The organism is Clostridium neonatale, assembly GCF_900465025.1.
GTDB lineage: Bacteria > Bacillota > Clostridia > Clostridiales > Clostridiaceae > Clostridium > Clostridium neonatale.
Genome location: NZ_UICR01000001.1, coordinates 1153029 through 1167187, shown reverse-complemented (window position 1 = coordinate 1167187; position 14159 = coordinate 1153029). Strand labels below are relative to the sequence as shown.

10 protein-coding genes are annotated in these 14159 nt (G+C 29.0%); all 10 read right to left on the bottom strand.

Going from position 1 to position 14159, the window contains the following annotated elements:
* Nucleotides 1–26 precede the first annotated feature (26 nt).
* Nucleotides 27–1874: a peptide ABC transporter substrate-binding protein gene (locus CNEONATNEC86_RS05245; RefSeq protein WP_200847539.1), complete on the bottom strand. Its 1848-nt coding sequence runs from the start codon at nt 1872–1874 to the stop codon at nt 27–29.
* 234 nt (nt 1875–2108) lie between these two features.
* Entirely contained in the window at nt 2109–2909 is an 801-nt protein-coding gene (locus CNEONATNEC86_RS05240) for a M55 family metallopeptidase (RefSeq protein ID WP_058294199.1), read from the bottom strand.
* A 15-nt stretch (nt 2910–2924) separates the two neighbouring features.
* On the bottom strand, nt 2925–3698 hold the full coding sequence (locus CNEONATNEC86_RS05235; protein WP_159115769.1) for a serine hydrolase: 774 nt from the start codon (nt 3696–3698) through the stop codon (nt 2925–2927).
* Complete coding sequence (locus CNEONATNEC86_RS05230; protein ID WP_159135631.1) at nt 3680–4783, bottom strand: dipeptide epimerase; 1104 nt, start codon at nt 4781–4783, stop codon at nt 3680–3682. The genes CNEONATNEC86_RS05235 and CNEONATNEC86_RS05230 overlap by 19 nt, the downstream gene beginning before the upstream one ends.
* Nucleotides 4784–4804: 21 nt before the next feature.
* A complete protein-coding gene (locus CNEONATNEC86_RS05225; RefSeq protein WP_159135630.1) occupies nt 4805–5710 on the bottom strand; it encodes a S66 peptidase family protein in 906 nt (301 codons plus the stop codon).
* A gap of 58 nt (nt 5711–5768) precedes the next feature.
* The gene (locus tag CNEONATNEC86_RS05220; RefSeq protein WP_058294195.1) at nt 5769–6611 is read right to left on the bottom strand and encodes a serine hydrolase; all 843 of its coding nucleotides are present in this window, start codon (nt 6609–6611) and stop codon (nt 5769–5771) included.
* Nucleotides 6612–6791: 180 nt separating this feature from the next.
* Nucleotides 6792–7982: a phosphopentomutase gene (locus tag CNEONATNEC86_RS05215; protein WP_159135629.1), complete on the bottom strand. Its 1191-nt coding sequence runs from the start codon at nt 7980–7982 to the stop codon at nt 6792–6794.
* A 389-nt stretch (nt 7983–8371) separates the two neighbouring features.
* The gene (locus CNEONATNEC86_RS05210) at nt 8372–9523 is read right to left on the bottom strand and encodes a toxic anion resistance protein (protein WP_159115767.1); all 1152 of its coding nucleotides are present in this window, start codon (nt 9521–9523) and stop codon (nt 8372–8374) included.
* A gap of 14 nt (nt 9524–9537) precedes the next feature.
* A complete protein-coding gene (locus CNEONATNEC86_RS05205) occupies nt 9538–10737 on the bottom strand; it encodes a 5-bromo-4-chloroindolyl phosphate hydrolysis family protein (protein ID WP_159135628.1) in 1200 nt (399 codons plus the stop codon).
* A 562-nt stretch (nt 10738–11299) separates the two neighbouring features.
* Nucleotides 11300–14152 carry a glycoside hydrolase family 66 protein gene (locus CNEONATNEC86_RS05200; RefSeq protein ID WP_058294191.1) on the bottom strand — a complete coding sequence of 951 codons (2853 nt, stop codon included), beginning with the start codon at nt 14150–14152 and terminating at the stop codon, nt 11300–11302.
* Nucleotides 14153–14159: the final 7 nt, after the last annotated feature.

The window sequence follows — 14159 nt, the reverse complement described above, 5'->3', positions numbered from 1 at the left end:
AGTCTCACAATACCCATTCCTATATTCTATGCAGCCTTCTTTAATGCTTCAGTACGTTCGCTTTGCCATTTTTCTAAAGCTGCTTTATATTCTTCATTACTCATAGATTTTTCAAGCATTGTTTGTCCTTTAAACTTCTCAGAAATAACTCCAAATGGAGAGAATTGTGCATCAAATGGATTTAATTTAGATACTTCATAAGTTCCACCATTTACTGTATAAGGTATAACTAAAGCTTTATTTATTAAATAACTTTCAGCACTTGCAAATAATTCATAGCGTTTTTGTATATCAGTAGATTCTGCTTTAGCTTCATCAAGCATCTTTTCATATTCTTCTCCAACACCATTTTCTGCAAGCTCAGGCTTATTATACGAACCACCTGTTGCAAATGGATCTGAATATGTTTCTGGATCAGCATAGTCTGGTCCCCAGTTACATAATAATAATGCATAATTTCCTGCTCTTCTTACATCTTTTAAATATCCTGTAGGTGGCTTTGCCTCAATTTGCACATCTATAAAGTCAGTTCCAAGTGTTCTTTCTAATTGCTGTTCTACTACTTGTTCACGTTTTGCATTATCAGAAGTTCCTGAGTTATACGGCAACAATACTTTTACTGGGAATGTAACGCTTCCTTGTAATTCTTTCATAGCTTTTTCTTTAAATTCTTTAGCTGTATTTTCATCATATGAATCCCTATTGGTTACTTCTGCAAGCCCTCCAACTTGAGTATAATCAGTTCCTTTAATATCAACAAAATTTTTAGGAGTTATTGTATTTAACATTTGTGATTGTGGATCATATGGTTCTGAAACCATTATAGCTGCTTTTCTATCTAAAGCATGGAAAATTGCTTGTCTGAAATTCTCATTATTAACAGCTTTCTTCCAGTTTGCCGGTTCATATTCTTCTGAGAATTGTGGATCAAAATTAAAAGCATAGAAATATGAGTAAAATCCATTTTTTCTTTGATGAATTATGTCTTTTTTCTCATCAGATTTAAACCATTCTTCCACAAGATCCGAAGGTATTTGCTCTACATAATCTATTTCATTTCTTAAATACATTTCTGGAGCTAATGTAGAAGCTTCTTTGTTATATATTAATTTTATCCTCTTTATCTTTATATTATCCTTGTCCCAATACTTATCATTTGCTACATATACTCTGCTGCTTTGTGGTTCAAATGTATCAAATACATATCCTCCATTGTATAAAATATTTTCTGGATCTGTCCCAAATTCATCTCCCTTTTCTTCTAAGAACTTTCCATTTACAGGGAAGAAGCATACATAAGTAAGCATTGACAAGAAATATGGTGCTGGTTTTTCCAAAGTATACTGTAAAGTATACTTATCTACAGCTTTTACACCAACTTCATTAAAATCTGTGATTTCTCCACTATAAAATTTTTCACCATTTTTAATTATGCCTGCTGCAATATCAGCTGTTTCAGATTCATTTTTATTGTTAAGTACATATTTTAGTGAATCTACAAAATCTTGAGCTTCAACATCAGCATATTCATCTCCATCTTTTGTAACCCACTTAACACCTTCTCGTATTTTAAATGTCCATACAGTGTTATCTTCATTTGCACTCCATTCAGTTGCAAGGCAAGGTTTAACTACTCCATACTTATCATATTCAACTAATGTATCAACCATATTGGCTAATGCCCCAAATTCATTTGTTTCTGCTGTTTTTAAATAATTTAATGTTTTAATTTCTTCAGAGTAAACTTGCCTATACTCTGCATTGTCTCCATCTGCACTACTTCCGCTATTAGAACCGCACCCTAATACACTTGTACTTAATAAAACTGTTGAAATAGCCATTGATATTAAACGTTTAAATAAGCTTTTTTTCATTTATATGTCCCCCTTACTTTTGTATAAAAAAATCATCATACTCTCTAAAAATAATCATAGTATAAAACCATTATTTTTATACTGATAAGTATTTAGTAGTAAAGCATGATGACCTCATTGCCATATTTTTAATAATGTATGTTAATATTTGATATTTTTTTAATATATTTTATATTTTGTTATAATTATATCACAAAATATCTTTTTGTAAATTATTTTTTCATTTTATTTCTTCTAAGTTAAAAAATGAATTATTCTTAAAATCTCATAGTAATTATTAGTATTAAATGTCACTGATCTTGGTTCTTTATATTCTGCACCTGGATAAAATGAATATCTATATGCACATTTATGATCTTTATATTCTATTTCTAATTGAAATTCTTCTGGCAATTTAACTTTCTTTAAATTCAAATCACCTTCTAAAGCTTCTTTAACTAATTTTTCTGTTTCAGTTACAGCCATCTTTGGATTCATATTTATAGTTGCTCCTCCTAAGCCATCTTTCACTCCAAGAGTAACTATTTGCGGGTTCACTTCTTTTACTTTTTGTGTAAGTCCGATATCTCCGCTTACAAACACAACAGGAACATCAAATAAGGCAGCTGCATATGTATTAAGTAAAAATTCACTTACATATTCTCCATTTAATTTAATAGACGATACTTCTGATATGCTCATTGTATGAGCTAATGGATTGCTTATTGTTCCTGCTGCATTATGATAACCAATAAATATTGCTGCATCAAAACTTTCATCTATTCCTCCAACCATTGATAGAGGATCACCAGTCCAGCCCCTAATTAATCTGGCCTTCTCTGGAAGTTCATCCATATCTATATTTCTTGCACTATCATGAGCATCTTTTATTATTATTTCATCTGCACCTGCTGAAATAGCACCATTTGTAGCAGCAACAACTTCTTTTGTCATTTGCTTTGCAAATTGCTCCCAGTCTGGAAGATTTTTTTCTGTTTCATTCCAATGAGTAGTTCCTGTTATTCCTTCAATATCACCACTTATATATACTTTCATCTTGCACCTCCACTTTTATATATTTTTATAATAATCATAAACTTCCTTAGAAATTTTGCCTATTATTTCATATGCATCCTTATTCTTTTTTACATCATGAACAAAAATGCCAATAAAATAATTATGATTCTTAGTATAAAATATGCCAACATCATTATTTAACTTATCAAGTTCGCCAGTCTTATTAGCTAATGTTACATTATCTCTTATATATCTTTTCAGCATAAAGTTATCTCTTTGATTTTTTAGTATATCTATTGCTTTTAAACTCATTTCAGAACTTATTAAAACTCCTCTATATAAACCTTCCATAGCTATCAGCATATCATTTAAGGATGTATAATTATTTCTTCCATATTCTATAGCCTTAAAATCCATCATTTTTCTTTCAAGTAGTGTATTTTTCATGTTAAGCTTCTTGATTCTATCATTTATATTTTCTAATCCAAGTATATCAATCAATACATTAGTAGCTGTATTATCACTACTTATAATCATCCATTCTATTAGTTCTTCAAAAGTGCATTCCTTAAGGTCTTGTTCTGTAATAACGCTGAAATCAACTTTATTATCATCACCTATATTAAATTTATCATCAAAATTTATTTCTCCTAAGTCAACTCTTGATAATGCTTCAATCATAATTGGAACTTTTATTATGCTTGCTGATACATATTTTTTATCTTCGTTATATTTAAAAATCACTTTATCTTCTTTTAAATCCTTAACTAATACAGCTATATCTGCACTAGAATTTTTAATAATATAATTTATTCTGTTAGTAAGCATTGTTTATCTATAGCCACCTTATCTCCAAAACCTATTCCAAAGTTTTCACTCATTTTAATGTTCTTTCCATTAAATATAGGACCACCACTTACAGGATCTATTTTACAAAGGGCTGGTCCATCTAAATCAACCATTGTAATTACTTTTCTTGCAGCACCAAGATTAGCTGCTGCACTTACACTTATTTTGCTTTCAAGCATACATCCAATCATACATTCAACTCCATAAATATCTGCAATATCACAAATCTTTAGAGCATTATATATGCCACCAGTTTTCATAAGCTTTATATTTATTAAGTCAGCTGCACCTTCTTCAATTATTTTCACAGCATCTAATGGAGAGAATACACTTTCATCTGCTAAAATTCTTGTGCTAGTATTATTGGTTACATATTTCATGCCTTCAATATCATGATATTTAACTGGCTGCTCTACTAAATCAATATCAAGATTTCTATCTTCTAAAGCCTTTATTATTTTAACGGCCTGCTTGCTTGTCCACCCTTGATTAGCATCAACTCTAAGCTTTATTTCTTTTCCCACTGCTTTTCTTATTTCTGTTATTCTTTCAATATCCTTTTCTCCCTCTTTGCCAACCTTTATTTTTAATATATCGAATCCATCATTTACTGCTTTTATACTATCACTAACCATTTCTTCTACACTATTTACACTTATAGTTATGTCTGTTGTAATTTCATTCCTATATCCACCTATAACCTTATATAAAGGTGATTTAATATTCTTAGAATATAAATCGTATATTGCCATATCTACAGCTGCTTTTGCACTTGTATTTTTTAATATGCATCCATGCATTTTTTCCATTATTATTTCAATACTATCTATCTCAATCCCAACAATAGCCGGTTTTATATAGTTTAATATTGCACTCTTTATAGATTCCTTTGTTTCACCTGTTATTACTGCTGTGGGTGCCGCCTCACCATATCCTATTTCACCGGTATCTGAAATTACTTTCACAATTATATCATTAACACATTCTACAGTTCTTAATGCGGTCTTAAACGGTGTTACTAATGGTACTGAAATTTCAGCTACTTCAATATTCTTTATAATCATTACTTTTCCCCCAATACGTCTTTATATTATAAATTTATCATTATCAATTTTAGCAAAAGCTCCCATTGGAATTGTCATTGTAGGTGTACTGTGCCCACAGGCTATATTACAAATTGTTGGCTTGTTCTCTGTTACAATAAGCTGTTTAAATATTTCATTTAATTCAAGACTATTTTCTTTATTTTTTGCTTCGCATCTTGTCCATTGTCCTAGGATTATTCCCACTGCATCTTTAAATTTTCCACTTTGCTTTAACTGTAGCAGCATCCTATCTATTCTATAAGGAACTTCATCAACATCCTCTAAGAACAAAATCTTTCCTTTAGTATTTACTTCATATTTTGTACCAAGTGATGAAGCAAGTAATGTGAGATTTCCTCCAGTAATCCTTCCTTCTGCATTTCCTTTTACAAGGATTTCAATCTTCTGATCTTTTGGATTTTCCATTATTCCTAAAGAATCATTACAGAAGATATTTCTTTTAAAAAAACTCATTGTATATTCATCTACACCTTCATAAAACTCAGATGCAGGCATTGGTGCATGAAATGTAATAAGATTACATTTTTGATTAAATGCAACATGAAGCGCAGTTATATCACTATATCCAGCAAAAACCTTCGGATTTTTTCTTATGGTTTTATAATCTAATAAATCTAAAATTCTGGCAGAACCATATCCACCTCTCATAGCAAAAATACCTTTTATGCTTTTATCAGCAAACATCATATTAATATCGTCAGCACGAATCGTATCCTCTCCTGCTAAAAATCCATTTTTTGATGTACAACTTTTCCCAACAACTGCTTCAAGTCCTAATGCTTCTACTGCATTAATTGCCGGTTTTATTCTTTCATCAGCAACTGGACTTGATGGAGCTATTAATGCTATTTTATCACCTTTTTTTAATGGCACTGGATGTATCATTTTTTTCTTTCCCCCTTTAGAGATAAAATATTAAAGACAAAAATTATATAATATACTTCTATTTAATTTTTCCTTTTAAAGCTATAAATTCATCAAATATCATTCTACTGACTTTTCCACCATAAACAGTTGCATCATGATTTGCATAATACAAGCTATCATGGAATTCTTTATTAAACATTACTATTACATATGGACCATATGGAGTAAACACTAATCCCCCATCATTTCTACATGCATCCATGCTTCCGCTCTTTGACGCAACATATATAAGTTCTTCCTCACCAGTATCTTCACTATCTAAATAATATTGTGGAAAATCTCTTACTATCATGCTGTTATAATGCTGCATTTTAAATATATCTAACATTTTATTTGATGCCTCTTCACTTATAAGCTCTTTTTTAGCAATCAATTCAAATAATCTACCATAATCTCTTGGCGTTGTTGTTCCTAGCTTATCATATTTCTCAAAATCTATTTTGTTGTGAAGTATTGTATCTTTAAATCCAAGTTCCTGTATTGTTTTATTTATGTGATCAATTCCTAAATAGTCTATCAATATATTTGTTGCAACATTGTCACTAACTATTATCATAAGCTTAGCAAAATTTATTGCAGTCATCTCTACTCCTTCATCTAAAGATTGAATAACCCCACTTCCGTTTATATAATTTTTCTTTGTATATTTTAGCTTTTCGTATAAATCTTTTGTTCCATTTTCCACCTGGCTAAATAGATCTGCTAAAATAAAAGACTTAATACAACTTGCAGTTTCAAATTTTTCGTCAGCCCCTATTTCAATTGTATTTCCTTTAAAATCATTTACATATACGCACATTTTTCCTGCATAACTTATTAATTCAGCTTCTATTCTTGCTTCTAATGATAACTTGTCCATATTACATCCCCCAATGCATTTATCCTATTTTAAATTTATTTAATAAAAAAATCCATAAAAACAAGACATAATTTTGACTTCGTTGTCTAGTTTTATGGATTTTATTACTATATCTACTAATTAATATTATAGTTTGTATATATTTTTTTACAAGTAGTAATTTTACAATTACTTTATATATTATTTAAGTTTTTCTAAAACAGATTCACCTATTGTATTTTCTGGCATCTTAACTTCAAAGTTTTCTGCTATTGTTGCTGCTATTGCTGCAAAGCTCTTACTTGTTTCTAATTGTCCATGATTCTTCATAGATGGTGAGTATGCTAAGAATGGAACATATTCACGAGTATGATCTGATCCCTTATAAGTTGGATCATTTCCATGGTCAGCTGTGATTATTAATAAATCATCTTCTTTTAAATTTTCTAAAACATTTCCTAAGTTTACATCAAATTTTTCTAATTCTTCTGCATAACCTTGTGGATTCCTTCTATGTCCCCATAAAGCATCGAAATCTACTAAGTTTACAAAACATAAACCTGTAAAATCTTTATTCATTATTTCTAATGTTTGCTCCATTCCATGAACTGAGCTCTTTGATTTATGAGTTTCTGTAACACCTTCACCATCAAAAATATCATTTATTTTTCCTACAGCAATCACATCAAAATTATTTTCTTTTAGTGTGTTCAGTATAGTTTTTCCATATGGCTTTAGAGCATAATCATGTCTGTTACTAGTACGCTTAAAGCCTTCTTCTTTATTTCCTAAATACGGTCTTGCAATTACTCTTCCAACTTTCCATTCATCTTTAAGAGTTAATTCTCTTGCAATTTCACAGCATCTATAAAGTTCATCTAATCCAAAAGTTTCTTCATGGCCACAGATTTGCAGAACTGAATCAGCTGAAGTATAAACTATCATATCACCTGTTTTCATTTGATGATCTGCAAGTTCATCTAATATTTCTGTACCACTTGCACTCTTGTTTCCTACTATTTTATGTGCTGTTCTTTTTTCTAATTCATCTAAAAGTTCTTTTGGAAAACCTGTATCAGTAAATGTTTGGAATGGCTTAATTATATGAAGTCCCATCATTTCCCAATGTCCTGTCATTGTATCCTTTCCGACACTTGCTTCTTTCATCTTCATTTGATATCCAAGTGGAGCATCAACCTTTTCTACATGCTTTATTGGATGAAGATTAGCTATTCCCATCTTTTGTAGATTAGGTATTTCAAATTTGTCCACAGATTCTGCTATATGACCTAAAGTATCCACATTTATATCGCCATACTCTTTTGCATCTTCCATTTCTCCTACACCTAATGAATCTATAACTATAGTAAATATTCTCTTATATTTTTTCATATTTTAATTCCTTTCTTGTTTTAAATAATCTATATTGCTATGTTTAGCATTTATTTATTTCTCCTCAATTATACAATAAATCACTTAATTATTTTATATTTTTAGTAGAAATCTGTATTTAATTTTAATACTTTTCATCATATTATATAAATTTTTTACTATTAATTTGTTAATTTTCTTCGAAATATTTCAATAAAACTTTCACAATTTTATTATTTTCAAATTATAACCCTATTATAGTTAATATATTATTATTTCTATTACCATATTATAAATAATAACAAAGACGCAACATATTTATTGTTACGCCTTTTTCTAAGAAGAAGATATTATTAATTTAAAATATCTAGCTTAAATTAATATTATACATATTTTATTTATATATAGAACTATTTTCTTAATTCTAAAAGTTTAGTTTTTAATTGTTCCTCAATATTTTGAAGTTCTGCTTCTGCAGCTTTACGTTTTTCTCTACCTTCAATTTGTATCTTAAGAACTTCATCAAGAGTTGTAATAAGTGATTCATTTGTTGTTTTTAAAGTTTCTATATCAACTATTCCACGTTCAGAAGCTTTTGCAGTTTCTATTGTTGACATTTTAAGTGTTTCTGCATTTTTTCTTAAAAGCTCGTTTGTCATATTTGTTACTTCATTTTGTACTTTTGCTGCATTGCTAGAATGGGCAACTCCAAGTGCTAATACAATTTGACTCTTCCAAAGCGGTATTGTATTTACAATTGTAGATTGTATTTTTTCTGACATTAATGAATCATTGTTTTGAATTAATCTTATTTGTGGTGCCATTTGAAGTGAAATCATTCTTGTAAGTTCTAAATCATGTATTTTCTTTTCAAATCTATCGCAAAGAGATACAAAGTCATTTGTTGCTTGTGCATCTTCTGGAAGTCCACTAGCTTGCGCTCTTTCTACTAGTTTTGGTAGTTCTTCTTGTTGCAATTTATTGAGCTTCTTTTTACCAGCTAGGATATACATAGAAAGCTCTTTAAAATATACTTTATTTATTTCATACATCTTATCAAGCATAGCAATATCTTTCAAAAGCTGTACTTGATGTTTTTCAAGCATTGTACAAATTTTGCTTACATTACCGTCTACCTTATCATATTTTGCTTTCATTTGAGAAAACTTTTCTACTGGTTTTTTAAATATACCTAAGAATCTTTTTTTTTCATCTGTAGCTTCGAAAGTTTTAAGTTCATTTACTACATTTGAAAGCATTTCTCCTACTTCACCTAAGTCTTTAGTTTTTACATTACTTAAAGCTGTTTCAGAAAAATCTGCAATTTTCTTTTGAGCTCCTACTCCATATTGCAAAATTGAATTTGAATTATTTATGTCAATTTTTTCTACAAAATCATCTACCATCTTTTTTTCTTCTTCTGTAAGATAACTTTCGTCAAGTACATCCTTCTCTGTAACTTCTTCATTTTTCTTTATTATTGAAGCTACTGATTCATCTTCAAAAGGTTCAAACGATAAATTTGGAACAACATTTATATCTTCTTTAAATTCATCTTTCACTTTAGTGTCCTCCTTTATTTTTCATTCATATCTTTTTCAAAATCATTTTTAGTTAATCCTTCTTGTTTAAATAGAGTTTCGAGCACAGAAATATCTGAAGAAATATCTAAAACAACATCTTCAAACATGTCATCTAATAAATTTTCAAAAGCAGTATTTATAAGATTGATACTCTTTTCAATTTCATTTTTAGCCGTTTTAATATTTTCGCCTTGCACTAATTGTTCATTTAATTCTTTATATGATGTAACCAATTTTAATGTTATTGGCAAATAATGATTTGTAAATTTACTAACATCAGATAATTTATTAGGATTTTTTTCAATATATTTAAATATTTCTGCCACTATTTTCTCTAACCTATATAATTTGTTGGATATGTTTTCCTCGGGAAGACAATCATTTATTTTTCTTATCTGCTTAATATAGTAATTCCCATTTTCTATTATTTCTCTTAATTCTTTCTTTTGAGGATCATTCATTTCTTCTTTTAATTCTTCATTTCTTCTTTCTTCTTCTTCTTTACGTAACTTTAATGCTTCTTGTGAATTTAAATAATTTTGATACACTTCATTAGTTAACATAAAATAAGTCTCTTCTTTATCTATATGTCCTTCTAAAAACATACCTTTGTGTATCATTTTTTCTAAATCTTTAACAACGTATTTCTCTGACTTGCTAACTGAATCTCCTAATTCTTTAATTAAACAATAGCTTCGTCCTTTTAAACAATGTACATATTTCCTGAAGCGTTTTATTCTTTTTCTTAAACTTGCTCCTCTAAATGTCATAAATATACTTCCAGTAAAAAAAGCCAATAATACTCCTAAACTTATACTGCTAAGTATAGAAAAACTATTCCATATAGAACTAAATACTGAAAATACAATTAATTGAATTGCAAAAATCACACTGCCAATTGTCCCCAAGGTCATATAAACTATCCCTGATACTTTTCCTTTTGGCTTTTTGCAAATATATACTTGTTTATTCTTTATATGTTTTTGTGTTACATTAATATTTGTTTTTAAATCTTCCATATTTCTATTAAAATTTTCTGATGCTCTTTTAAAACTTGTTTTTACATCATTTAAAGTACTTTCTGTTTTTTCATAAACATTATTTTTTATTCCTGTAAAATCTATAGAATTGAATGCATTTTCCACTGTAACTCTTATTTGTTCTTCTAAATCAGAAAAATCTTTTCTATCCATTATTTATGCCTCCAAGACTTTTTTATCTCATGAAAAATATAATAGACCAATTATATTTTATCATCTTAATTATATATCATCTTCAAATGAATTACAATTTATCACAGGTTTATCTATATTATGAATGTTTAATTACTCTTATTAATCGAATTCAATATAAATTTCGAATTCTTATATTCTTATATTCCTAAAAATATAAAAATAAAAATCCCTATATTCTCATATTGCCCCAAATATAAGACTATATATTTTTACTTGTATTATTATTTATTACTTTAACGTTACATCAATTATTAAAATACTCTTTGTAACGTTACTGGATTACATAAAATCATGTTACAATATTTATATCTTTTTCTCTGATATTTGCTTAATAATATATATTTATTGTTTGATTAGAAATTGTTATCTATTTAAATACCACAACAACATATAATTAATCTTTATATACTTATTACTCATAATTTTATTAATAAATAGATTTGTTTAATCAAAAAAAAGCTATTGCACTAGATGGATTAACATCAGTTAACAATAGCTTATCTTTATATATAATAGGGTTTTAATTTAAAATTAATTCAACATCATCAATTTGTAAGTTTGTCATATCTGCTGAATCTTGTATAAATGAAATTAATAAATTACCATTAGTGACATTGACATCTGCTGATATTTCCACATATGAATCTCCATGTGGAATTTTCACTTCAATTGGTTCTCCACCATAATTTGACATTTCTAATTTTGAAGATGTAGGAACTCCTGTATTTTGTTTAACTTTTGCCTTTATTGTATAACTTCCATTTTCTAATTCAGTTACTTTTTGTTGTAGCTTTTGCTTTCCTTGTCCCCAAAAATAACATTTATATTTTCCCGAATTAGCATCTTCGTCATTAACTCCAAATCCATCTTCAATGGCAGCTGTCCAACCTGTTGAATCTCCTGTCTCAAAGTCACCATTTGTTATTTTGCCAATTGATTCAGATATATTATCTATATTCGAAGTTTCCCCCTTCTTTACTGTCTTTTCTTCTTTTGATATTACTTTTCCATTTTCATCTACCAATTGAATATCATCAATTTGTAGATTTGCTTCACCATTTAAACTTGAAGTGTAGTTAAAAGCTATATTTAGCTTTCCATCCTTAACCTCAACACATCCTTCTATCTTCTGATAATCTTTAGTATGTTTAATATTAATTTTTTCAGTTTTATCACCTGTTGTTAATTCCATATCTGCATAATCTGGTATACCTGTATTTTGTTTTACCATAGCTGTAACAGTATATTTTCCATTTTTTAATCCAGTTACTGTTTGATCAATTTTTTGTGTATAAGGCTCCTTACCATAGAAAAATAATTTATTATTTCCTGATGCTGAATCCGATGAATCTATTCCATATTTATTACCTGTTATAGTCCATCCTAGGCTTCCATCTTCAAAACCTGGATTAGTTATTTTTCCTTCACTACCTGTTATATCATTATTAGTGTCAATAGTTTCAGAATTTGCTTTAGTTAAATAGATCATATTCCAATATTCCAATGATGGAACAGTAAATTCTATATAGCTACCATCATCATCACTACCTTTTGTGAATTGTAAATTTTGTGATATACAATCATTTATATCAGGTGATGCAATTGAAACACTCTGAATACTTTGATCTGTATAGTATTTAACTGCAAAGTTTTCTACTTTTTTAGGGGTAGATTTTATTCCATCTGCACATCTCCAGCCATTATCGTAAACTCCTAAAAGGTTTATCATTTGAATAACATCATAATTAGAATCTTTTTTGCTATATGTCCATATTTTATTAGCTTCACCTGTTCTGCTGTTTTCATATCCATTTACTTTAATTTCATTACTGCTATTTATTTGCCCATCTCTTAATAGATTTTCATAAGCCACAATAAAATCATAATACTTTCTTTCTCTAGCCTTTAATTCCTCATTCATTACAACATTTTTATTCGGGAAGTACTCTTGTGTAAGCATTCTTGTATCATCCCCAAGCTCAAGTCTTGACCCACCTGCTGCAAATACTGACGCACCTGTAAGTAATACTGATGAAGTATTAAAAGTACCAGGATTTTCTTCACTGTGCTTATTTGCAACATTATAGTTCATATATGCAGGTACTATTAATGACTTGCCTTTTGTTTCCATTCTAGCTTGATCTACAACTCCTTTTAAAGAATTATAAGTTGGGAATCCATCCCAATCCCAAATTTCTGTGTATACTCCATCTACATTACTAGTATTTACCTGTTCATGTCCCTTTCCACCAACAGGATTCATAATTATATATTTATTTGGGAAATTCTCTTTAGCTGTATTTAAAAATTCTTTAAAGGTTTCTGTTATTGATACAGGTGTTCCATCAGCTCTATAAACAGTTCCGAAATCCCCTACTGTATCCATATGCCACCCATCAAAATCAAAGGCTTCAAATACTTCCTTTTCTCTTGCAAAAAGATAATCCTGCCATTCTTTGTTTAATGGATCCATAAAATAAAGTGCATCTGTTTCCCATCCGCTAGGCATTCCCATTGTCCATTGTTCTCCATCAATTCCACTTGGGTCTTTATAAAGTCCCCATTCCTTCTTTACTCCAGTTCCATCCTTATAGTAATTTTGAGTAGCTCCATATATTAAATTATATTGCATTGATGCCATTCCAACATTATGACCATTTTCTATATATCCATCAATTGTTGACTTATATACATCATGTTGTGATAAATCCTTCCACTTTGGATCAACATTTGATACTTCACCTGCTACTGGATCATGATGTTTATCCTGCCAATCATAGTACTGTATTCCATTTATGTGGAATTTTTTCAATTGATTTATTATATCTTTTGTATTTACATCTTTTCCGTAGTTAGTTACATATCCATACCTTGGGAATTTCAACCAATTTGATGACACATCTACTGCTGTTGATGATCTTTCTATAACTTTTCCATTTGCATCTTTAGATGTTATTTCTATTAGATAGCCTTTATAGTCATCATTTGGAGTTGTCCAACTCAGTGTTAAATCTTTAGTCTGCTTATTTTTAATTGAAAAACTTTCTTTTATTATGTCACCAACTTGCTTATCTAAATGTTTTACTACTAACTCTATAGTTCCATTTTTAATTTCATTTCCAGTATAATTAACCAATTCAATATTTATATTTACAGTTGCCCCTGGATCATACATTGATTTGTCTGTATACACATCATATAGCAAAGTTTTCTGATTAAACACGTCTTTCCCAGAAGTATTAACTACAGGAAGTTTAATAAAATTTGAATCTGCATATGCAATATTAGGTATAGTACAAAAAGTTGATATAATTGTTGTGGATACAAGTGTTAAACTGCATAAAATTTTTATTTTTTTTCTCAAATTCTTCATAATTCTG

What these genes read in the sequence shown, in the direction of transcription:
- CNEONATNEC86_RS05220 (WP_058294195.1), bottom strand. Translation starts at nt 6,611, where the DNA reads ATGGACAAGTTATCATTAGAAGCAAGAATAGAAGCTGAATTAATAAGT.
- CNEONATNEC86_RS05205 (WP_159135628.1), bottom strand. Translation starts at nt 10,737, where the DNA reads ATGGATAGAAAAGATTTTTCTGATTTAGAAGAACAAATAAGAGTTACA.
- CNEONATNEC86_RS05215 (WP_159135629.1), bottom strand. Translation starts at nt 7,982, where the DNA reads ATGAAAAAATATAAGAGAATATTTACTATAGTTATAGATTCATTAGGT.
- CNEONATNEC86_RS05245 (WP_200847539.1), bottom strand. Translation starts at nt 1,874, where the DNA reads ATGAAAAAAAGCTTATTTAAACGTTTAATATCAATGGCTATTTCAACA.
- CNEONATNEC86_RS05240 (WP_058294199.1), bottom strand. Translation starts at nt 2,909, where the DNA reads ATGAAAGTATATATAAGTGGTGATATTGAAGGAATAACAGGAACTACT.
- CNEONATNEC86_RS05200 (WP_058294191.1), bottom strand. Translation starts at nt 14,152, where the DNA reads ATGAAGAATTTGAGAAAAAAAATAAAAATTTTATGCAGTTTAACACTT.
- CNEONATNEC86_RS05230 (WP_159135631.1), bottom strand. Translation starts at nt 4,783, where the DNA reads ATGATTATAAAGAATATTGAAGTAGCTGAAATTTCAGTACCATTAGTA.
- CNEONATNEC86_RS05235 (WP_159115769.1), bottom strand. Translation starts at nt 3,698, where the DNA reads ATGCTTACTAACAGAATAAATTATATTATTAAAAATTCTAGTGCAGAT.
- CNEONATNEC86_RS05225 (WP_159135630.1), bottom strand. Translation starts at nt 5,710, where the DNA reads ATGATACATCCAGTGCCATTAAAAAAAGGTGATAAAATAGCATTAATA.